Annotated in this window: 19 protein-coding genes; 17 read left to right on the top strand and 2 right to left on the bottom strand. The window is 46.8% G+C overall.

Annotation, left to right across the window (positions count from 1 at the left end):
- The first annotated feature begins 11 nt into the window (after nucleotides 1-11).
- The 17 genes from QZT18_RS11945 to QZT18_RS12025 all read left to right on the top strand — a co-directional run bounded on the left by QZT18_RS11945 (nucleotide 12) and on the right by QZT18_RS12025 (nucleotide 18,953).
- Nucleotides 12-557 (top strand): flagellar hook assembly protein FlgD, encoded by a 546-nt coding sequence (locus QZT18_RS11945; protein WP_294148232.1) that lies wholly within the window; start codon nucleotides 12-14, stop codon nucleotides 555-557.
- A 55-nt stretch (nucleotides 558-612) separates the two neighbouring features.
- Nucleotides 613-1,008, top strand: a complete 396-nt coding sequence (locus tag QZT18_RS11950) for a TIGR02530 family flagellar biosynthesis protein (RefSeq protein ID WP_294148233.1) — start codon at nucleotides 613-615, stop codon at nucleotides 1,006-1,008.
- Between the two features lie 73 nt (nucleotides 1,009-1,081).
- Nucleotides 1,082-2,797, top strand: a complete 1,716-nt coding sequence (locus tag QZT18_RS11955) for a flagellar hook-basal body complex protein (protein ID WP_294148234.1) — start codon at nucleotides 1,082-1,084, stop codon at nucleotides 2,795-2,797.
- 73 nt (nucleotides 2,798-2,870) lie between these two features.
- Nucleotides 2,871-3,074, top strand: coding sequence for a flagellar FlbD family protein (locus tag QZT18_RS11960; protein ID WP_294148235.1), 204 nt, complete (start codon nucleotides 2,871-2,873; stop codon nucleotides 3,072-3,074).
- Between the two features lie 44 nt (nucleotides 3,075-3,118).
- Nucleotides 3,119-3,979 carry a motility protein A gene (locus tag QZT18_RS11965; RefSeq protein WP_294148236.1) on the top strand — a complete coding sequence of 287 codons (861 nt, stop codon included), beginning with the start codon at nucleotides 3,119-3,121 and terminating at the stop codon, nucleotides 3,977-3,979.
- 15 nt (nucleotides 3,980-3,994) lie between these two features.
- A complete protein-coding gene (gene fliN, locus QZT18_RS11970; RefSeq protein WP_294148237.1) occupies nucleotides 3,995-5,053 on the top strand; it encodes a flagellar motor switch protein FliN in 1,059 nt (352 codons plus the stop codon).
- Nucleotides 5,050-7,104 (top strand): flagellar biosynthesis protein FlhA, encoded by a 2,055-nt coding sequence (flhA, locus tag QZT18_RS11975; protein ID WP_294148238.1) that lies wholly within the window; start codon nucleotides 5,050-5,052, stop codon nucleotides 7,102-7,104. Before fliN ends, flhA begins: the two co-directional genes overlap by 4 nt.
- Before the next feature lie 22 nt (nucleotides 7,105-7,126).
- Complete coding sequence (locus QZT18_RS11980; RefSeq protein WP_366925864.1) at nucleotides 7,127-7,945, top strand: FliA/WhiG family RNA polymerase sigma factor; 819 nt, start codon at nucleotides 7,127-7,129, stop codon at nucleotides 7,943-7,945.
- Nucleotides 7,946-7,949: 4 nt separating this feature from the next.
- Nucleotides 7,950-8,687: a flagellar hook-basal body protein gene (locus QZT18_RS11985; protein ID WP_294148239.1), complete on the top strand. Its 738-nt coding sequence runs from the start codon at nucleotides 7,950-7,952 to the stop codon at nucleotides 8,685-8,687.
- Nucleotides 8,688-8,712: 25 nt separating this feature from the next.
- Complete coding sequence (locus tag QZT18_RS11990; RefSeq protein ID WP_294148240.1) at nucleotides 8,713-9,507, top strand: flagellar hook-basal body protein; 795 nt, start codon at nucleotides 8,713-8,715, stop codon at nucleotides 9,505-9,507.
- A 115-nt stretch (nucleotides 9,508-9,622) separates the two neighbouring features.
- On the top strand, nucleotides 9,623-11,341 hold the full coding sequence (locus QZT18_RS11995; RefSeq protein WP_294148241.1) for a DUF342 domain-containing protein: 1,719 nt from the start codon (nucleotides 9,623-9,625) through the stop codon (nucleotides 11,339-11,341).
- Nucleotides 11,341-12,744: an antitoxin gene (locus QZT18_RS12000; RefSeq protein ID WP_227031295.1), complete on the top strand. Its 1,404-nt coding sequence runs from the start codon at nucleotides 11,341-11,343 to the stop codon at nucleotides 12,742-12,744. Before QZT18_RS11995 ends, QZT18_RS12000 begins: the two co-directional genes overlap by 1 nt.
- Nucleotides 12,731-13,159, top strand: coding sequence for an EscU/YscU/HrcU family type III secretion system export apparatus switch protein (locus QZT18_RS12005; protein WP_294148242.1), 429 nt, complete (start codon nucleotides 12,731-12,733; stop codon nucleotides 13,157-13,159). The genes QZT18_RS12000 and QZT18_RS12005 overlap by 14 nt, the downstream gene beginning before the upstream one ends.
- Nucleotides 13,160-13,403: 244 nt before the next feature.
- Nucleotides 13,404-14,054, top strand: a complete 651-nt coding sequence (locus QZT18_RS12010) for a PilZ domain-containing protein (protein WP_227031293.1) — start codon at nucleotides 13,404-13,406, stop codon at nucleotides 14,052-14,054.
- 212 nt (nucleotides 14,055-14,266) lie between these two features.
- Nucleotides 14,267-15,280, top strand: coding sequence for a M15 family metallopeptidase (locus tag QZT18_RS12015; RefSeq protein WP_294148243.1), 1,014 nt, complete (start codon nucleotides 14,267-14,269; stop codon nucleotides 15,278-15,280).
- A 280-nt stretch (nucleotides 15,281-15,560) separates the two neighbouring features.
- Nucleotides 15,561-16,781, top strand: a complete 1,221-nt coding sequence (locus tag QZT18_RS12020; protein ID WP_294148244.1) for a flagellin — start codon at nucleotides 15,561-15,563, stop codon at nucleotides 16,779-16,781.
- Nucleotides 16,782-16,844: 63 nt separating this feature from the next.
- A complete protein-coding gene (locus QZT18_RS12025; protein ID WP_294148245.1) occupies nucleotides 16,845-18,953 on the top strand; it encodes a glycosyltransferase family 2 protein in 2,109 nt (702 codons plus the stop codon).
- A gap of 82 nt (nucleotides 18,954-19,035) precedes the next feature.
- Here the strand turns inward: QZT18_RS12025 and QZT18_RS12030 are convergent, their stop codons facing one another.
- Together QZT18_RS12030 and QZT18_RS12035 are read right to left on the bottom strand one after the other, a co-directional pair.
- Nucleotides 19,036-20,931 (bottom strand): glycosyltransferase family 2 protein, encoded by a 1,896-nt coding sequence (locus QZT18_RS12030; RefSeq protein WP_294148246.1) that lies wholly within the window; start codon nucleotides 20,929-20,931, stop codon nucleotides 19,036-19,038.
- A gap of 80 nt (nucleotides 20,932-21,011) precedes the next feature.
- The gene (locus tag QZT18_RS12035; RefSeq protein ID WP_294148247.1) at nucleotides 21,012-21,443 is read right to left on the bottom strand and encodes a late competence development ComFB family protein; all 432 of its coding nucleotides are present in this window, start codon (nucleotides 21,441-21,443) and stop codon (nucleotides 21,012-21,014) included.
- Nucleotide 21,444 lies beyond the last annotated feature (1 nt).

Consider the following 21,444-nt stretch of genomic DNA (forward strand, 5'->3'; position numbering starts at 1 on the left):
GGAGGAGAAAGATGCCGGTAGATACAGATTATACGAATCCTTCCAATAAGGTTAACGACTATACCTACAACGGAACCGATAAGACGAACCAGACAGGGAGCAATATCGATGCAGTCTTTGCGGATCCGGAGGATCAACAGGTATCGGTGGACGATTTTCTGCAGCTTATGATAGCCCAGCTCAAAAACCAGGATTTTATGAATCCGGTGGATGATACCCAGTATGTCACACAGCTTGCCCAGTTCACGACAATGCAGCAGATGGAGGAGATGGCCTACAATTCCAAGAGCACCTATATCACTTCAATGGTGGGCAAATATGTGGTTGCCTCCAAAATGACGGTGAGCGGTGAACTCGACACGTCAAAAGGAATCGTCAACAAGATTTCACTGGTGGATAATGAGTATCTGGTATTTGTCAACGACAAACCGTATAAGATGAGTGAAATCATGGAAGTCCAGACCCCGCCGGAAAATAATTCCAACAGTGGTAATAACGACGGAAACAACAGCGGCAACAATGATGGTGACGACAAAAAGAATAACAGCGGCAAGTAACAGAACATATTACAGGAAACTTGAAACAGAGATATCAGGAGAAAGGAGGCACTGTATGGATTCATTTTTATATAACAAACGATTACAGTCACCTATCTGCACCGGAAATCCCTGGGAGATTCAGAAACAGGAACAGCAGAAGGAACAACCGGAGACTTCATTTAAGGAAATTCTGGAGCAGAAAATCAGTGATGAGAGCAAACTCTCATTTTCAAAACACGCCGTGAACAGGGTGGTGGAGAGAAATGTGGATATATCATCCGCCAATCTGGAGCGTCTCAACGAGGGAGTGCGCCTGGCAGAGGAGAAGGGACTGAAAGAACCTTTGATTCTGGTGGATTCCACCGCTTATGTGGTGAATCTGAAAAATAACAAAGTGGTAACCGTAGTCAGTGACGAGAGCCTGAAAGGGGCGATTTTCACGAATATTGATGGAACCGTTATGATATAGCTGGTCCTTTTGGAAGCTAATGCCCATCCCGAATGCCGGACGGATGGGGCGGTTCGGAAAAGGAGAATTTAATATGTTACGATCTCTTTATTCCGCAGTATCGGGCATGAGAGCACACCAGAGCAAACTGGATGTAATCGGCAACAATATTGCGAACGTAAATACTTTTGGCTTTAAATCAGGCCGGGGCAGATTTCAGGATGTCTTTTACCAGACACTCCAGAGTGCAACCGGAGGCGATAATGATACAGGCGGCAAGAATGCCAGCCAGGTAGGATACGGCGTACAGCTTGGCGGAATCGATCTGAACATGGGACGATCCGCACTGCAGAGTACGGACAGAGGCCTGGATCTCGCCATCACGGGAGAAGGATTCTTCCAGGTACAGGATGCGTTTGGCAATACGTTTTATACGAGAGCGGGCGTACTCTACGTCGATCCGAGTACAAACAATCTGGTGGACAGCAACGGCTATACGGTTTTGGGCGTTTCGGGAAACCCCATGGGAAAGGCCGCAGCCAGTGAAAAAATTCATCTCAGCGTTCCCAGCCTCTCTGCATCAAAAGCAGAAGCAAAGGAAACGATCAACGAGGTTGAATATACCATCACGTCAGAAAATGCAAACGATGCAGCAAATGTCACCTTCCATTTCCAGTTAGATGAAACACTTCCGGATGGATCCGATGTAAAGGTCAACACGAGTGAACTTACATCCAATTCAATCACGGTCCGTGTCAATCCGACTGCCAGATTCACATCATTGGAAGACTTTTCAAATAAAATGAACGAAGCGATCTCCGAAGCGAACGGAGGCCAGACCCATCCCGCAGGAAACTTTTCCATTTCTTCACAGCCGGAGATGGGGAACTTTGCCGTGTCTTTAACCGGTGAAGAGATAGTAAAAGCGAATTTCGGTATCAATCCCGGTACCATGACCATGGACAACAAAGAAATCTTCGGCGGCATGAAACCGAAGACCGTCAGCACCAGCCCGATGTTTACGGCAAAAGGCGACGTGGAATACAGCGCTGTTTACCATAAGGCCGACGGCACGGATCTGGCATACTGGGAGGTTACGGCAAAGATTAAAGACGGAGCCGACACCAGAACATTTACAGGGAAGATTTCATCGGACAGCGTAAGCCCGAAGTCGGTTCTGCTGACAGAGGTGCTTGCGGCCGGAAGTATGGAAAAACCGGGACAGAGCATAGAATTATCACATAAGGGATTCGATGCCATCTCAACGGCATTTAAGACGGTCAACGGCGGTCAGACTCCGGATGAGGCGGCGGACGCGGCAGGTACGGATTCAGTTCAATTTGCAACGGCGCCTGAAAAAGGTAAGGCAACCGCATCCTACCAGGCAAAGAACCTGGGCCTTGGAGACAAGACATTTACGCTTAAAAGCGGAACCGAGGGCGGAGCACAGGCTCTGTCGGACTGCCCAATCGCGATTCTTTCCGACGGTATTGTACAGATTACCCACCCGCAGCTTGGAATTCTCCAGATTGGCCGCGTCGATCTGGTAACCTTTGATAACCCGTACGGTCTGGAGCAGATAGGTAACTCCTATTTTACCGCTTCTTCCAACTCGGGAGAGGCAAAAGCCTGCCAGCCGGGTAACGGCGGTTCAGGTTCCCTCCGCTCTTCGGCTCTTGAGATGTCCAACGTGGATATTTCAACCGAATTCTCGGATATGATTGTCACACAGAGAGGATTCCAGGCCAACTCCCGTATCATCACGGTATCCGACCAGGTACTCGAGGAGCTTGTAAACCTGAAGAGATAGTGAGCCGGTAAGACAGGAATTAAGAGTATAGATCACCCGGACAGGCAGAGAGAAAGGTTAAACAGGTGAGGTTATGATTACACTGACAAAACTGAACGGAGAACAGTTCGTGCTCAACAGCGATTTGATCGAGATTATCACGGAGAATCCGGACACGACAATCCTGCTGACGAACGGAAAGCACCTGCTTGTCCGGGAGAATAAAGAACAGGTAATTGATAAGGTCGTGGAATTTAAGAGAGACACATTCAGAGAACTGCTGGACAGAATGAAGTAATATGAGGACATAAGAAAAAGATTAAGTGAGAAGGAAATAACATTATGGATGCTTTATCAATACTCGGTTTATTAATGGCGGTAGGATTTGTATTATTCGGCATGATGTTCGATACGGATACCATGAGGTTCATTTTTACGAACTTAAAGGCATTCGGCGATATCCCCAGCCTTTTTATCACAGTGGGAGGAACCATCGGCGTTATGATGATCGCATTTCCCGGAAGTTCCTTCAAAAAAATAGGAAAACACTTAAAAATCGTATTCAGGCCTCAGAAATTCGATACCAAGCAGGTGATACAGCAGATTGTAGACCTGGCGACGGAGGCCAGAATGAAAGGCCTTTTGTCCCTGGAAGACAAACTGACGGAGATCGACGATCCATTTCTTTATAACAGCCTGATGCTGGTAGTGGATTCCGTGGATCAGGAAAAAGTTAAAACACTGATGGAAACAGAACTGATGCAGTTAGAAGACCGGCATGCCCTGGATCGGGCTTTCTACGAAAAGGGAGCCGCCTTTGCACCGGCATTCGGTATGATAGGAACGCTGATCGGTCTGATCCTGATGCTGGGCAATATGCAGGACGTGGATGTGCTTGCATCCGGTATGGCCGTAGCCCTGATTACAACATTATACGGTTCTTTCCTTGCCAATATCGTATTTCTCCCCATCGCCTCCAAACTGAAAATGCGCCATGAAGAGGAGTTTATCTGTAAAAACCTTGTGATGGAAGGGGTACTTGCCATCCAGGAGGGTGAAAACCCCCGCTTTATTGAGGAGAAGCTCTACAAGCTGCTTCCGGTAAGCGTCAAGGAAGCTCAGGCGGAGCAGGAAGAGAAAGAAGAAAAGAAGGATAAGAAAGAAAAGAAAGAAAGACGATTCGGCAGAAGGAAAGAGAAATAAAAGGAGTTAAGGGTTATGACGAATGAACAGGTAGTGATTTTCCATGACATTATGGGATTATTTGCAAAACGATCGGGAGAAGCCCTTTCGTCCATACTGAAATCTAATATCGAAGTCAAATCTCCGCAGTTAAAGGAGATGAAGGTAAAAGAGGTGGAGTATGCTCTTTTAGAACCGGTGATTTTTGTTAAATTCTGTCTCACCGACGGGGCGTCCGGAACGATCGCGATGATTTTCCGCCAAAGAGACATGCAGGTATTTTTAAATGAACTGATGGGCAACGATGATCTGCCGGAGCCGGACTTTCTGTTCGACGAGGTGGCCGTCAGCGCGGCAGGCGAAATTATGAGCCAGATGACAAAAGCGGCGGCCGACGCTATCTCCGAATATCTGGTGGAGGGCGCTGGAATGAGAGCCTCATCCTGCCAGCTCCTTCTCTCCGACGACGGTTTGAAGCTGGAAAAAGTAATGGGCGGCGACGGAGAAGATACCACAAACGTAATCACCTATAAACTCGTGATCAATGAGATGATCGAGAGTGAGTTTATCCAGTGTGTGTCGGAAGAAGCGTTCCGGAGCCTTGAAGAGGCCATGGAACAGAAAATAGAGGCAAATAGGGAAAAACTGGAGCAGGAGAGGGCTTTAAATCTGCAGAATATGGAAACGGGAGCCGGTATGGCAGCCGGTCAGGCGCAGGCGTCATCCGCCCCCGTACCTCAGGCAAAAGGCGCTTCTGCGGTGCAGGCCGGAACTTTGGGAGGCGCGGTTCATCCGGCGGTACAGAGCCAGGAGGCGGAGCCGGCGGTGAAGGGCAACCTTGGCCTGATTATGAATGTCCCTCTGAATGTCTGCGTGGAGATTGGAAAAACAAAGCGCAAGCTCAGGGATGTTCTGAATTTTAACAACGGAACGGTGATCGAGCTGGATAAGGCAGCGGACGCCCCGGTGGACATTATCGTCAACGGACAGCTCATTGCCAGAGGAGAAGTAGTAGTGATTGATGATAACTTTGGCGTGAAAGTCAGTGAGATTATCAATACCAGAAATATCATTCGAAATGGTGGATTGTCTTGAAACGATTTAATATGCTGGTGACAGCCGGTGTGATCGGGATTATATTCCTGATTATCATCCCTCTGCCGACCTTTTTACTGGATTTCTTTTTCATAATCAATATTACACTGTCATTCCTGATCCTGTGTATGACCATGTATATCAGGGAGGCCCTGGAATTTTCCATATTCCCGTCCATCCTTCTGATTACGACGCTGTTCCGTCTGGGACTGAATATCTCATCCACAAGGCGGATCCTGTTTAACAACGGTGATGCGGGTCAGGTTGTAAAGACATTCGGCCAGTTTGTCATCAGAGGCAATGTGGTTATTGGTTTTGTCATCTTTTTGATTATCGTTTTAGTACAGTTTATCGTCATCACCAAGGGTTCGGAGCGAGTAGCGGAGGTTGCGGCCAGGTTCACCCTGGACGCTATGCCGGGAAAACAGATGGCCATCGACGCCGACTTAAACAGCGGACTGATCGACGAAAACCAGGCCAGGACAAGGCGTTCCAAGATACAGAGGGAGGCCGATTTCTTCGGTTCCATGGACGGCGCCACCAAATTCGTAAAAGGAGATGCCATCATCTCCATTATTATCACACTGATCAACTTTATAGGCGGTCTTATCGTCGGTTTTACCAACCATCAGGGGACCTTTTCCGATATCATGCAGATCTACACGACGGCCACCATCGGTGACGGACTGGTATCCCAGATTCCGGCGCTGCTGATCTCGGTGGCAACCGGTATGATTGTTACGCGTTCGGCATCGGAGAACAACCTGAGTGAAGACGTGGCCGGCCAGTTCTTAGCCCAGCCCAAGGTAATCATGATTGCGGGCACGGCCATTCTCTGTCTAGTGCTGATTCCGGGATTTCCGGTACCCCAGATCCTCGTCATTTCGGCGATCATGATCGGGGGCGGCTACTACCTGCAGAAGAAAGAAAAAAGCATCGCGGAGGAAGCGGCTGCCGCTCCCGGTCTTATTGAGACGGAAGTGACAAGCGAGGCGTCCTTCTACAAAAATATAGAAAACGTATACAGTCTGCTGAGCGTGGAGCAGATCGAAATGGAATTCGGCTACAGTCTGATTCCGCTGGTGGACGAGTCCAGCGGCGGTAATTTCATCGATCGCGTCGTCATGTTCAGAAAGCAGATGGCCGTGGAGATGGGATTTGTCATTCCGTCCGTGCGAATCAAGGACAGCGGCCAGCTCAATCCCAACCAGTACAGTATTCTGCTGAAGGGGGAAGAGGTGGCAAGGGGAGATATCCTGACGGATCACTTCCTTGCGCTGGCGCCCGGCGAGGACAGCGACGACATTCCGGGAATTGAGACCGTGGATCCCGCATTTCACATTCCGGCCAAATGGATCAGTGAGGATAAGAAGATCCAGGCCGAACTGGCGGGTTACACTCTGATCGATCCGACCTCGGTAATCATCACCCATCTGTCGGAGATTATCAAGGAACATCTGCACGAACTGTTAAACAGGCAGGAAGTCAACAACCTGCTGGAAAATTTAAAGAAAACCAACAGCACGATTGTGGATGATACCATCCCGTCCGTCATTACGGTCGGAAATCTCCAGAAAGTGCTTGCCAACCTTCTCAGGGAAGGCGTTCCGATCCGGGATATGGAGACGATCATTGAGACACTCTCCGATTACGGCTCCCAGGTCAAGGATACCGATATGCTGACTGAGTACGTAAGACAGGCGCTTAAGAGAACCATTTCCCACCGCTTCTCCGAGGCGGGACAGATGAAGGTGATCAGTCTCGATGAAAAGATAGAGAATATGATTATGTCTTCCGTGAAAAAGATGGATACGGGGTCCTACCTGGCCCTTGATCCGGTGACAATCCAGAAGATTATCAATGTCTCCACCACTGAGATCGGCAAGATCAAAGAGCTGGTCAGTGTGCCAATCGTGCTTACATCGCCGATGGTGCGGATTTATTTCAAAAAACTGATCGATCAGTTCTATCCCAATGTGACGGTCGTTTCTTTCAGTGAGATTGACAATAACATTCAGATACAGGCGTTGGGAAGCATCGCCTTAAACTAACGAAAGCAAGAGATAGATGCCTATGGAAAGCAGTCGGAATAACCATGAAAAACCGGGGACCGGGCATGAGCATGGCGTCACGGAGCAGAGCGGTTTCATGCAGGCGCTTCTACAGTATCAGAAGACGAAGGACCATGAGATAAGAAATGAACTGACCATGAGCACCCTCTATATTGTACGCTCCGCAGCGGTACAGATGCGGGCGGTGGCATCCGGCTACGCCCAGGAAGAAGATTTGATTAACCAGGGAGTGCTGGCCCTGATGGACTGCATGGACCGGTATGATGAAACAAAGGGAGCCAGATTTGAAACGTATGCGTACATAAGAGTCCGCGGCGCCCTGATCGATTTTGTCAGAAAACAGGACTGGGTTCCGCACAGGGCAAGAAACTTCAACAAAAAGATTGAGGAGGCCTCCGCTTTTCTCGCCAACCGCGATATGAGGGAACCCGACGTGGAAGAAATAGCCCGTTATATGGAACTCCCGAAGGAAAAAGTGGAAAGCCACATTCAGTATATGAACCATTCCTCGATTATTTCTCTGGAATCCATGCTGGAGGATATAACCGGATCAGCCCTGCGGGCGGAGCCGGAGAACAGGAACGATTCGTACAAGCCGGAGGAGAGCCTGTTTTATAAAGAGATATGCCGGACGCTTACGCGCTCCATCGAGTCTCTTGGGGAAAAAGAACGGCTTGTGGTTACTCTTTACTATTATGAGGAATTGAAATACTCGGAAATCGCAGAGGTTCTGGAAATCAGCGAATCCAGAGTCTGCCAAATCCATACAAAAGCGATTACAAAGCTGAAGGCAGATCTGGACGAGTATGTGAGAGGATGAGAGTATGTTTTCAGGATTTTATACGGCGGCCTCGGGAATGCTGATGAACCGCCGGGCATTAGATGTAACGGCCGATAATATGGCAAATCAGAAGACGCCGGGATACCGTTCCAAACGCCTTGTGAGAACCACGTTTGATCAGCAGCTGGTGCGCCAGATGGGCGGTCAGACAACGCCGATCGGCCAGGGTTCTCCGATTGCCGTTGTGGGCCAGGAAGCGACGAATTTTGAAGAAGGAATTATCATAGATACGGATAACGCCTTTAATATGGCGATTCACGGTGACGGTTTCTTTGTCATCCAGGGAGAAAACGGAGAATATCTGACCAGAAACGGCAATTTTGAGAAGGATGAGGAAGGTTATCTGGTGCTTCCCGGCAAGGGATATGTCATGGGAGACGCGGGTCCAATCGAAATCGGTGAGGACGGTTTTAACGTCGGGACAAACGGCGTCATTTACGACAATGAGGGCGGAGAACTGGATTTATTCCACATTGTAGAGGCTGATAATTACGAGAATCTGGAGGTCTATGACAACGGAATGTTCGGGGCGGGAACGGCACAGCTCACGGAGAGTTATCCGGAGGTGTACCAGGGAAAGCTGGAACAGTCCAATGTAAATTTAAACGATGAGATGGCAAGGACGATGGAAATACAGAGAGCATTCCAGTCCTGCAGCCGGGCAATCACGATTATCGATCAGATGAACCAGAAGACGGCATCGGAAATCGGAAAGATCTGATTTACGATCCGGGAGGACAGATAGTATGAACAGTGCATTTTATTCAGCGGTTTCCGGCATGAAGTCATTTCAGGCCGAGCTGGACGTGACGGCCAATAACCTGTCAAACGTCAATACAACCGCTTTTAAAGCGTCAAAGGTTTCCTTTGATGAGCTTATGAAGACACAGATGGATACAAAGGCCGAGGGAGAACACCTGGTAGGCCACGGAATTAAGGTCGGCCAGATAAAAACCGACGTAACGGCGGGCAATCTGCTCCCTTCCGACAGCCCGACGGATTTTGCCATTGTGGGAAATGCCTATTTTGCCATCGAGGGCGGTGAGGACGAGGAAGAACCCCTTTATACACGGGACGGTTCCTTCCAGATATCGGCCACGGAAGACGGCAATTACCTGACCACGAAGGACGGCCATTATGTGCTCAGCATGGATGGCGACTACGTAGAGCTGGAATACAAGACGGTGAAGGGAAAAGGGGAGCGTGAGGAAGATACGAACGTCCTTGACCTGGAAAACCTGAAAGACAAGATCGGCTTATTTACCTGCGACAACCCGGCAGGACTGGAAGCGGCCGGAAATAACCGTTTCCGCACCAGCGCCACCAGCGGCGAATGGTATGAGGTGGACCAGGAAGAGGCCGATGAGGACGAGTATGTAATCAGCAATCCCAAAATCATAGCACAGGCTCTGGAAGGTTCCAACTCGGATATCGGAACAGAGATGGTCAGCATCATTGAATCGCAGAGAGGATTCCAGCTCAACAGCCGGATCGTCACGGTGGCGGATCAGCTTGAGGAAATGATTAATAATCTGAGATAGGGATGTCTGCGTGTAATCTGAGAGTATCACTGCGGTATATTTCTTGTTTACGCAGCATGTACTTAAAAAAATGTCTCGCGGGATATGGACCGGAAATGGTAACAGGAGGGATCTTATGGGACAGAAAAACCGGTTTTTCAGCTTATTTTCGAGAAATAGGAAAGATACGGCAAGCGGGGAAGACAGAGAAGAAAAGCGACGTGAGCCGGAGGAGAAAAAGAAATTCCGGCTTAAAGATCTGGATCCGGATGAGGGATACCTGAAGGAAGAACCGGAAGAGACGAAAAATAAACCGTCCGACACCATGAGCGATTTAATCGAAACGGTCGAAGACTGGAATGATACGGAGAAGAAGAGAGAGCTTGGAACAGAGGATACTTCCGGCTCTCCTGCGTCCGCCGGGAATGATGCCCCGGCGGACACAAATCCTGCTGAAAGCGATCAAAATGCAGAGGTTGAACCAAAAGATGCATTTGCAGAAATCGCAGTCGCGGAGGATAAGATGAGCGCCTCGATTCTGGTAAACAGCCCCGTGGGAGGCGGCCGGGACATTACGCTGGAAGAACTTCGGGATATGCTGGACCAGATGGGAATCGAATACGGAATTGACGAAGACAAACTGAAAGACATCGTGGAAAATGAGCTTTACAATCAGGTGTTCCAGTTTGCGGAGGGAACGCCGGCTGTCGACGGAACCAACGGAAAAATCAAGGACTATTTTCCAAGGCACAAGGAGGTCAAGTTTGCCTCCAAGGAAAATGACAGCATCGATTTTAAAAGCACAAACTACATTCACAATGTAAAGGCAGGGGAGCTTGTCTGCGAACTGACCCCGCCGGAGCCGCCCCAGGACGGTGTGGATATCTTCGGCAACACTGTGTATGGAAAACCGGGCATTATGCCTCCCATCCCACAGGGAAAAAACGTAGTATACAACGAGGAAAAAGACAAATTACTCACGGGCTGCGAGGGAAACCTGTCGTTCCGCAGCGGCCGGTTTCATGTGGAAAAGATTTTAAATATCGGCGGAAATGTGGATAACTCTGTCGGAAATATTGATTTTACCGGAAGTGTCAGCATAAAGGGCGATGTTTTAGAGGGATTTACGGTAAAGGCCAAGGGTGACATCACCGTTATGGGAATCGTGGAAGGGGCAACCCTGACTTCGGGAGGCAGCATTACCCTCTACAAGGGAATGCGCGGAATGAAGAGCGGCGTCCTGGAGGCGGCCGGCGACATTACCGCCAAGTTTCTGGAAGACAGTAAAATCTACGCCAGGGGCGATATACAGGCGGAATATATCATAAACTCGGAGGTATCCTGCGGCAATAACCTGACTCTGACGGGCAGAAGAGCCGCCTTTATAGGGGGAGTGTGCTCCGTTTATAATATCATGAATGTAAAAACCGTGGGAGCCATGAGCCAGATTACGACGCTGGTGACGCTCGGTGTGACGCCGCAGCTTCTGGGAGAGGTGGAGAACCTGAAAAAGGATATTGCGGACATCACGGCTCAGTTAGACGAGTGCAGGAAGAATATCACCTACCTGAACACCAGACAGAAGGCGGGGACAATTTCGCCGAAACAGACGGAAAAACTGAACGAATTAAAGATATGGCTGCCCATCAACACGATGAAGCAGAAGAAAATGAAAGATCAGATGCAGAAGCTGACCTTGCAGCTTAAAGAGGTCAAGAAGTCCCGGCTGATTGCCAGGGAAGTGTACGGCGGAACCATCATATCCATCGGGGACAGCCGCCTGGTAATATCGAGAAAAGAAGAAAACTGCAGCTATTATTATATGGATGGGCAGATTAAGAGGGGATTGCGGTAATGGCAGATATACTCAGGGTGACGTCACCGGTGTTAAGTAAAAACGTAGTAGAATCAAATAAACCGGTTGCAGATCCGTCCATTCCCTTTGATCTCCAGGAAATCAGCCACATAGTAAAAAATCCGAACAGCAGCGGCCTTTTAGGACAGCACAACGTGCTGCAGAAGGAGACGGGTTCGGCCGTTCTCATGAACCTCCTAAAGGATCCCGACGTCACGGTAAATTACCTCAAAAACATCTATATGCTGGAGGAAATCATAAATCTTCTTCCTGTCAACAATAAAACGGTGACACAGGAGATACAGCAGCTATTCCAGTCCCTCCTGATTAAGCCGGATCAGATAGTGGAAGAGCTTCTGAAACAGGAGTACGCCTCCACCCTCTTCAAAGGACCTCTGTTTGAAAACCTCAGGGGACTTCTGGCGGAGAATCCCGGCATGTCGAAGGAAATCGCCGATCTCCTGAAATCAGTAAACGGGACCATTGCGAGACAGGATGTGATGGATTCGGCGGCAAACAGCCTGGAATATCTGAGTGACCAGCTTGCGGGAAGCAGCCGCCTGTCGGGACGTATCAGTGACCTGCTGATGCAGCTTCGGGCGCCGGACAGCGCATCGCATTTTCAGGCGCTGAAGGGAGAAATCCTGGAGCTTTTAAAGGATCTGGAAAGCAGCATCCTCTACAGTCCGCAGATTGAAAAGGTAGTTCCCATTATCATTTACAACCTGTCGCGTTTTCAGGACAATGAATCCTTTTTCCAGGAATCCTTGTTAAACGTGCTGATTCATATCAATGGCAGGGAAAACAAAGAAGAACTGAAACAGCTTATATTTGACTATATAGAGGGATTCCGATCCGGGGAGACGGTTAAAAACCGTTCCAGGATCATGGATGTCCTTGCCGAAATCATCGGAAAACAGGATCGGGAATCCGAGATGGCCAGCTTAAACGGTGATAAGATAGAAAAGATCATCGTGAGCCTGCTGTCATCGCCGTGTAACTACACACCGCTGCTCCATTTTGTCATTCCCGTGGAATACCAGGGGCTTACGGCATTTTCGGAACTGTGGCTCGACCCCAATGACAGCGGTTCAAAGAATTACAAGGGTGAGAAAGACGGAGAAAGCCATGTACATGTCCTGATCACCTTTGACATAAGCGGAATCGGCCAGTTTGAGGCCGAGTTCATGGCGGATGGGAAGGAGCTTTCCTTTTATCTATTCTGCCCCGGCGACTACGCCAGGATATTTGCAGGCCTGATTCCGGAATTTACCGGAATCATCCAGGAAAAAGGATACCGCCTGTCGGAGCTTAAGGTGGATAAACTCGATAAAAACCGTTCCCTGATGGACGTTTTCAAAAATTTACCGTATAAAAGGACTGGTGTCGATGTCAAAATCTAAGAAAAACAAAGCGGTTGCGCTCAAATACAACGCAGAAGAAGACACGTCCCCGGTGGTCATTGCCTCCGGTTACGGGACCGTGGCGGAAAAAATCATAGATATTGCCGAGAAAAAAGGAATCCCCGTGTTCAAGGATGACAGCGCCGCCTCTCTTCTCTGTATGCTGGAAGTCGGGAGCAACATTCCGGTGGACCTCTACGAGGTCGTGGCTGCCATTTACTGCAGGCTGCTGGAGGCGTCGGCTCAGATTAAGAGCGAGGAAGTCATCTCCCAGGCGAAAAAGCAGGAAACGGCAGGCAGAAAACTCTTAAGATCCCGTACCTCGGCCAGAACGGCGGAGAGGGCTAAGCGGGCGGAGAAGGAAGCCGGCGGGGAGCGTGGAGACAGTGGGGGAAATGGGGAGAAACGGACTTAGAAGTAAGGTGGAGAGACAGGCAGGGTGTTAATATAAGCAAGATGTGTAGATAAGCAAGGTGTCGATATAAATGTGTAGATAAGCAAGGTGTCGATATAAGCAAGATGTGTGGATAAGCAAGGTGTCGATATAAGAATGATATGTAGATGAGCAAGTTATGGAAATAAGTAAGAAGTGGAAATAAGAAAACGTGCAAATAAGTAAAGCATGAGTATAAGTAAGGTGTGACAAGGAGGTAGCATAAGTGGTTATATTACCGGATGATTATATTGGTTCTTCCTGCGTGATTAAATCGACTGGCAACGATCTGCTCACCATGGGTATTTTACATAAAGTCAAGGATACGTACATTGATATCAACAGTTCCAGAAATGAACTTCCCGAGATCCCTTACAACATGGTGGTTAAGGTTGAAATCTACAACGCAAAGCTGGGATTCCGCGTGCTTGTGGGTAATGTATACCTGTCTACCTCTAAGATTGTCCGTATTATCAATCTGACGGAGGCGACCAACGACGAGAGACGCCAGTACTTCCGGATCAGTTCCAGAAGCAAGGCCGTCATTCTCAGAATCAGTCACACCTATACCGACGAAAACGGTGAAACGGGTGAGTTGGAATATCTGAACCAGAACGTACAACTGGTGGACATCAGCCTGGGAGGCCTGATGTTTAAATCAGATCTGGAACTGGGCATAGGAGACACCTTCGATATCGTGATCGAGGAGATGCGGGATTCCATGATTTACAACTGCACGATCCGCCGCGTTGTCCCAAGAGCCGATAACCTGGTGGGGTATGGCTGCGAGTTCATGGATATGACAAATCTGCAGGAGGATCTGCTGTATAAGTATATATTGAAAAGGCAGAATGATCAGTTGCGGAGGATAAGGTAAGATAAAGCAGGAAAAATCAGGATGCAGAAGACCAGGATGTAAGAGGTCAATATGTAAAAAGCCAGGATACAAAACCAGGACGGGTGGCAGAGCCAGGATACAAGAACAGGTATGGCCTGCCGGAACGGTTGGTTAATAGATAGAGAATTGAGAGGGAAACCAGGTTGCACAGAAAAACTTCCCAGGATAAATTAGTGGTGAGGAGCAGGAGAATGATGATTTACACGTTTCTTCTGATCCTCGTGTTTACATATATAGGCGCCAGAGGACAAGTCAGGAAACTAAAGGCACAGGACGGCGCAGTGATCGAAGAAACGGCAGAATCGCCGGAAGAACAGTTAACAGAACAGCCGAAGGACCCGGATGCCGGTGAGCAGACGGGATTTTTTGCGTGGGTGAAGGGACTGACCGCCGGGAAAGAGGAAGTTGAAGGAAAAGATGAGCTCGAGGGAAAAGGCGAGGTAGAAGGAAAAGACAGAGCTGAAGGAGAAGGCGAAGCCGGAGGAAATGCTGGAGCCGAGCGAGAAGAACAAATTAGTAGTAAAAATAGGGATGATAGTATAAAAGAAAATACATCATTATCAGAAAGTGCATCGACAAAAGAGGCAGCCGGAAACAGTGGGGAAGCAGGCCCGGTGATCCGCCAGGAGGATATGTGGGCATTGATTCTTACAAATGCCAGGTATCCGATTCCGGAGGATTACACCGTGGAACTGAAGGTTCTTCCGGGTACGGAACAGTCCGTGGACGCCAGAATCTATGACACCACACTTCGGATGATATCGGATATGAAAGCGGAAGGGCTTCGCCCGATTGTCTGCTCGGCTTACAGGACATTGGACCGTCAGGAGATACTGTTTAACCGGAAGGTGAAGAGCTATGTAAAAAAGGGATACAGTATGGAGGCGGCTTCCAGGGAGGCCCAGCATGTACTCTCCATTCCGGGTTCAGGAGAACACTGCCTGGGACTTGCCATTGACGTATGCTCCCAGTCCTATCAGAGATTGGAAGAGGGATTTGAGGATACAAAAGAAGGAAAGTGGCTGCGGGAACACTGCGCGGATTACGGATTTATACTGCGGTATGATAAAGGGAAAGAGGAGAGTACGGGTATCAATTATGAGCCGTGGCATTTCCGGTACGTCGGAGTGGATGTTGCAAAATATATCATGGAAAAGGGAATAACGCTGGAAGAGTTCTATATTGAGGAAAGTTTGTACGGTTAATGAGCCGGAATAATAAAAATAGTGAATGGAAAACAGTGAAAGACAAAAATGCACAAAATTGATTGCTCAATTTTGTGCATTTTTACGGTAAAGACTTTTCCATTCGGTTCGATATTTAAAGTAGGACGGTAAGGATGGTATGTTCTTACCAGTCTCCCTGCCAGACAGGGCCCGTTTGGCAGACCAAACCGGGCAACGGAAAGCACGCTTGGCGCACTTTTCACTGCCACTCAAAAAAAGGACATGGAAGTCCGGAAAACTATTACATGGAGGTAATATTATGAGGATTCAGCACAACATTATGGCACTCAACTCCCAGAGACAGCTGGGTATCAACAACAACAATATTTCCAAATCTCTTGAGAAGTTATCTTCCGGTTACAAGATTAACCGCGCCGGCGATGATGCAGCAGGTCTTGCAATTTCCGAGAAGATGAGAGCTCAGATCAAAGGTCTGGAAACAGCAACCGATAACGCAAACGATGCAATCTCCCTGATTCAGACAGCAGAGGGCGGCTTACAGGAAGTTCATTCCATGTTAAACCGTATGACCGAGCTGGCTACCAAGGCATCCAACGGAACGTATGACGATCCGGTAGACCGTCTTGCAATTCAGGATGAGTTTAATGCATTAAACGATGAGATTGACCGTATTGCAGACAGCACAAACTTCAACGGAATCAAGCTTCTCGACGGAAGCCTGAACAATGCCAGCTCGATTGATGTTACAGTAGGAACCAGTGCTAATACGCTTCATGCAAGTGTAGGCGCAGATGCAGCAGGCAAAAAGATTACAATTGGTACCTCTGTTGATAAAGAGGGTGGTACAATCTCTGTTGATATCACTGGTGGAGATATTTCCGTTACTCTGGGAACAAAAACTAACGCATCATCCTACACAGCCAAGGATATCGAGGACGCTATTAAGAATGCAGTACAGAAGGGAATAGATGACGGTACTCTGAGCGGTAATGTGGCCAAAGGATTACTGTCTGTCAAACTGGAAGGACAGACACTGAATTACACAGCAGGCGCAGCTACAGAAGCAGGAACGCAAGTTACTTTTGGAGCGGCTCAGGTAGATGGAAATGGTAACGCGATCCACAGTCTGACACTTCAGATCGGCGACACCAACGATGGTTATAACCAGTTGAATTTAGCTATTACAAATATGAAGGCAGCTAACTTAGGTGTACGTGGCGTAACGGTTGATTCCCTCGCAAATGCACAGGGAGCAATGGCGACAATCAAGACAGCAATCAACACCGTATCAACACAGCGCGGTCAGTTGGGCGCTCTGCAGAACCGTCTGGAGCATACGATCAACAACCTCGGTGTAACAACAGAAAATATCACTGCAGCAGAATCCCGTATCAGAGACGTAGATATGGCGAAAGAAATGATGACATTTACGAAGAACAGCGTTCTTCAGCAGTCTGCACAGGCAATGCTTGCACAGGCCAATCAGCAGCCTCAGTCAGTTCTTCAGCTGCTTCAGTAATTATCAGAAAAAATGTAAAGGCTGTGGATTTTCCACAGCCTTTCTTTGACAATAAGGGGATATATGGATAATAGAATAAAACTGTCAATTGGGATGATTGTAAAAAATGAAGAAGAGAATCTGGCTAGATGTCTTTCGGCGCTGATGCCTTTACTGAAAGAGATTCCATCAGAGCTTATAATAACCGACACAGGATCCACTGATCGGACTCTGGATATTGCCCGCAGCTATACCAGCGAAATTTATTTTTTTAACTGGTGCGATGATTTTGCAAAGGCAAGAAATTATGTCCTCGAAAAAGCAAAAGGAGAGTGGTTTCTCTATATTGATGCAGATGAATGGTTTGAAAATGTGGATTTAATTATTGATTTTTTTAAATCAGGAGAATGTAATCATTTTAACGACGTTTGTTTTATTATCAAAAATTATGAGTCATTAAGCAGAAATAGCAGTTATATGGAAGATCACATCAAGCGGCTGTTTAGAATCTTACCAGGTAGAAAATTTGAGGGCCTGGTGCACGAACATGTACCGGAGGCAGGAAAAATTAAATTTATTGATGCATATATCGGCCATTATAGTTATGTTCAAGATGACAATTTTAAGAAAAATAATAAGAGTAAAAGAAATATTCCCTTATTGCTCAAAGAGTTAGAAAAAGATCCGGAGAATCTTCTTATGCTGTATCAGTTGGCACAGGAATACTTGGCTTTAGATGATAAAGATAAAGTAATAGAAACCTGCAGAAAGATAATTGAAACCCAAAGACTACAGTATGACAATTATTATGTTATAAAAGCACACTGGATGATGAACCACATTTATCTGTCCAGAGGTGAGTATGAGAAAGTAATTGAAGCGGCGGAAAGTTACCTTAATCAGAACAAGAAGTTATATTCGATTAAAATTATGGATATTCTCAGCCAGGCGATTGACGCACTTCTCAGAGTCAGAAATTATTCAAAAGTTAATCTATTATTTGAACGCCTGTTTGCTCTTTTGGAAGAATGTGACAGGAGGATATTAAACGGTGAAGAAGGGATTGGAGCATCAGCCTGGGTACAGGATGAAAGGGAGAGGGAGGCAAGAGTCTTTCAATATGCGCTTTCCCTATACCGGTGTGGGCAGTATCAAAAAAGTTTTAAGTATATTAAATTAATAAAAGGAATACTTGAAGGCGAGCTGTTAGAAGAAAATATTGAGTTATGGTATAATCTTTTACATGATACGGGAAGCTACGAAGAACTAGGTAAATATTATTGCAATGTGAAGCGTGAGAATGGAAAAGTTGAATACGTTCAGAAAATCATCCTCCGTATCTGGGATGGAGATCCGGTATTAGGAAAAAATGTGGCCGCTTTCTTTTTAAAATCGCCGGAGGAAGATGAATTTATCCGTATTCAGAAGATGTATTATCAGGCGGAAATAAACGGCTCAAGGGTATGCGATCAATTGGATTGCCTTTTACACGACATATCTGCAAATAAAGAATATAGCAGACTGCTTTACCTTGCTCATAAATACGGAATATCGTTCCAGTCTTATTTGGAAAAGTTTATGGCTGATGATATTGCTTTCTGTGCGTACAGGATGGTAAAGGATTATCAGTTTTCCAGGGAAGAGATTATTAAACATGGAAAAATTCCAGACAATACTGTTACAATGAAAGAGGCACTTTTTTATCTGAAGATGGAGGAATGCCTGCTCTTTGATGTTCATTTGACGGACGAGATGATAGAGGACGTTTTTGACCAATATACCAGGGATAAACGAAGGTATATAGGCAGTCTCATACATGAAGAGCTGCTTTCCGAGGGAATATGTGAAAATTTGCCGGGGGAGTATTGTTTTGCCGTCTATGCCTCTTTGGCGCTTGCATGCTGTGAAAAAGGAGAGTACAAATCCGGAATTTCTCTATATAGAAAGGCGTTGAAGGCATGGCCATTTATGAAAGATATTATAAGAATTAAAACGGACCATATCAAAGCCGAAGTGGACAAGGCTGTTCAGGAACAGCAGGAGTTCAGGCAATACGCGGTGAAAATTAAACAGTACATTTGGGAGATGATCAGGCAGGGGAATCTGAAGGCATCGGCAGAAACTCTGGAGGCTTATGCGAAAATCAATCCATCAGATGAGGAAATTGATATATTAAGGCAACGTTTATCTTAACTCATGATTAAAAATAGTTGAAAATAAAGAAAAGGCGGTGAGTCAATCTTAAACTCACAGCCTTTTTGCATATTTCAAATTGTTACTTTTTACAGCAGAATTTTAGAGACCTGGCAGTTAGCAGCGGTAAAATGGAGGGATTTACGATTCTGCTCATATGCTTTGAGGAAAATTCCTCAGCATCAGGCAATACCTCAGTTTGGGCAACACAGTCCATTCTTGAGAAAGAATTTTTAAGGCGCTTCTGGAGGGAGGAAAGATTTATAAATCTGACAGACTCCAGATGTTCGGGGAAGGACAAGGTTAAAAAGCTTTCTAAAAAAGGTTTATAATAAACATTTGTCATAGAGAAAATCAGGAAACCACCTCTTTTCAGAGTGCGTTCCGCAAGTTTCAGAATTGACTCATAATGTTCATAAAACTCCAGCGGCCTTCCAAGATAGATACAGTCTAAACTGTGTTCAGTCAATTGGTGATCGATTCTTCCGATATCAGAGTCGATGATACAGTGGTTGGAAAAAGATTTCAAATCTTCACGGTAGAGCTGATCCTCCTCATTTGTATAGGCTGTAAAGACTGAAATATCGGAGGCGTCGGATAAAAGTAAGGTTTTCTTCAAATCACTTTTAATCTTCCTGATCGTATCACCGTAACCGCAGTCAATACCTAGAAGCATATAACTGCTGTCATTTGATATGATGCCGCCCGCCTTATTTAAGAGATCAGTAAGACGGTAATCATAACAGGAATCACGTTCCCAGGGATCCGTGTGATTTTTCAGCAGAAACAATGACCGCCCTTTTTCCAGAGTATTTTCATATATCTGCCCGTCCTTACCGGTAACACTACCGAAATGATAGCAATAGGTATCACGGCAAAGTATCTGTTTATAGCCGGCCCTCCGGGCGCGCAAGCTGAAATCGTCATCCCAAAATTCCATGGTATAGAACAGCCTGTCCGCGAAGCCAATCCGGTTGACAAGTGAAGTACGGTACATTGCAATGGCGGGCATAAGCCGGGAGCGTTCTTCCCACAGCTCGGGTTTGGAGCAGTTTTTATGTTTTATTGTTTCTTCGGGCGATGCATAGGGGTATCGTCCTTCCTGGTCACCCTGCAGATTCGAGGTGTTTGGTGTACACGGGGAGGCACTGATAATATACGGATCGGATTCTATACATGTTTGGAGATTATCGAGCCAGCCCTTAGTTACCAGGGTATCATTATTAACAAACAGAAGATATTCGCCTTCACAGACCCTCATTGCCAGAGAGAATATTGCTGTTTTTACATTTTTTCTCAGATAAATAATTTTCTTATCCGCATTCAGTTTCAGTGATTCAAAATATTCCTGAGAACCATCATCGGAACCGTCGTTAAGCAGAATAAACTCGCAGGGATATTTTATTAAATTGGTGTGTTTTCTAATACTGTCGATACACGCTTTTGTGTACTCCAATTTATTAAAGACAGGGATAAAAAAGGAAAATTTGTACCTGAATTCAGTCTCTTCTCCTTTATCGATGAGTGAACTGGCATGATGCGGTGCGAATTCGTTCAGATAATAGGACTCCATATGGCTGGGATCGGGGTAAACCAGGCCCCAGAAATAAACTTCTTCCCATAACTCCTGGAGGAAGGGATAAAGTTCAAATTTTAAGTGATAAAGCACACGGTCCATTTGATCCTGGTTGATTAAGTCTATAATAGTACATAAAGCACAGTCGATATTAAATGCCATCTCTTCGAAGCAGGCATGTTCCATCTGACTTTTAAGGGAGCAACTGTACTGAAGCAGGCAGGATATTCCCACACCTAAATCATTAAAGAGCATCTGGCAGTGATACTCAGTATCTGAGGGAGGCAAAGCAGGTGATTCCGTGCTTAATACTCTATAAAGTTCTTCACAGCTTTCTTCCAATGTCCGTATCAGGGATAAAGTCTGCTGAACCAGGGGTTGGTTGGTATTCAAATTCGTCATTACTCATCTCCTGCTATCGGCTTGGCCGTCTCTTACCTGACGAATCGGAATTCATTCAGAGTATGATGGACCAGGCCCTTTTAATGCCTCGGTTCTTTTTTTACAAGCATAATCGCCTGCACCAGCGCACCGGTTACGGTAGAGCCGAATTCCTCTTCGGCCTTAGCCTTCTTCGTGTTGTCATTCTGTTTCATCACCACATACCGAGGGGCCAGCTTATTCAGGGCGATAGCAGCAATATCCTTCTTACATTTGTTGCACTTACAGCAGTTAAACCGCATCAGCGTACTCTCCAGGCGGGAGATGACCAGGTCCTCCATCAGATTGATTAGAACCATGTCCTGTGATTCGGGAAGCTGCAGGCCGGCAGCAGGACGCGTGCGCGTTGAGTCGCCGCCCGGCGCCGGTATACTGTGTTCATCTGCACCGGCGCTGCGGTTGCTCTTTGCCGAAGTAGGCATGATTTTTCTGTACATCATATCTTTATCGATTTCAGTTCTGCTTTTTGCCATG

Origin of the sequence: uncultured Clostridium sp., assembly GCF_900547735.1 — a bacterium.
GTDB lineage: Bacteria > Bacillota > Clostridia > Lachnospirales > Lachnospiraceae > Otoolea.

Bases quoted from the DNA above. Each gene is read 5' to 3' on its own strand.
- QZT18_RS11945 (WP_294148232.1), top strand. From the start codon at position 12: ATGCCGGTAGATACAGATTATACGAATCCTTCCAATAAGGTTAACGAC.
- QZT18_RS11950 (WP_294148233.1), top strand. From the start codon at position 613: ATGGATTCATTTTTATATAACAAACGATTACAGTCACCTATCTGCACC.
- QZT18_RS11955 (WP_294148234.1), top strand. From the start codon at position 1,082: ATGTTACGATCTCTTTATTCCGCAGTATCGGGCATGAGAGCACACCAG.
- QZT18_RS11960 (WP_294148235.1), top strand. From the start codon at position 2,871: ATGATTACACTGACAAAACTGAACGGAGAACAGTTCGTGCTCAACAGC.
- QZT18_RS11965 (WP_294148236.1), top strand. From the start codon at position 3,119: ATGGATGCTTTATCAATACTCGGTTTATTAATGGCGGTAGGATTTGTA.
- fliN (WP_294148237.1), top strand. From the start codon at position 3,995: ATGACGAATGAACAGGTAGTGATTTTCCATGACATTATGGGATTATTT.
- QZT18_RS11980 (WP_366925864.1), top strand. From the start codon at position 7,127: ATGGAAAGCAGTCGGAATAACCATGAAAAACCGGGGACCGGGCATGAG.
- QZT18_RS11985 (WP_294148239.1), top strand. From the start codon at position 7,950: ATGTTTTCAGGATTTTATACGGCGGCCTCGGGAATGCTGATGAACCGC.
- QZT18_RS11990 (WP_294148240.1), top strand. From the start codon at position 8,713: ATGAACAGTGCATTTTATTCAGCGGTTTCCGGCATGAAGTCATTTCAG.
- QZT18_RS11995 (WP_294148241.1), top strand. From the start codon at position 9,623: ATGGGACAGAAAAACCGGTTTTTCAGCTTATTTTCGAGAAATAGGAAA.
- QZT18_RS12000 (WP_227031295.1), top strand. From the start codon at position 11,341: ATGGCAGATATACTCAGGGTGACGTCACCGGTGTTAAGTAAAAACGTA.
- QZT18_RS12005 (WP_294148242.1), top strand. From the start codon at position 12,731: ATGTCAAAATCTAAGAAAAACAAAGCGGTTGCGCTCAAATACAACGCA.
- QZT18_RS12015 (WP_294148243.1), top strand. From the start codon at position 14,267: ATGATGATTTACACGTTTCTTCTGATCCTCGTGTTTACATATATAGGC.
- QZT18_RS12020 (WP_294148244.1), top strand. From the start codon at position 15,561: ATGAGGATTCAGCACAACATTATGGCACTCAACTCCCAGAGACAGCTG.
- QZT18_RS12025 (WP_294148245.1), top strand. From the start codon at position 16,845: ATGGATAATAGAATAAAACTGTCAATTGGGATGATTGTAAAAAATGAA.
- QZT18_RS12030 (WP_294148246.1), bottom strand. From the start codon at position 20,931: ATGACGAATTTGAATACCAACCAACCCCTGGTTCAGCAGACTTTATCC.
- QZT18_RS12035 (WP_294148247.1), bottom strand. From the start codon at position 21,443: ATGGCAAAAAGCAGAACTGAAATCGATAAAGATATGATGTACAGAAAA.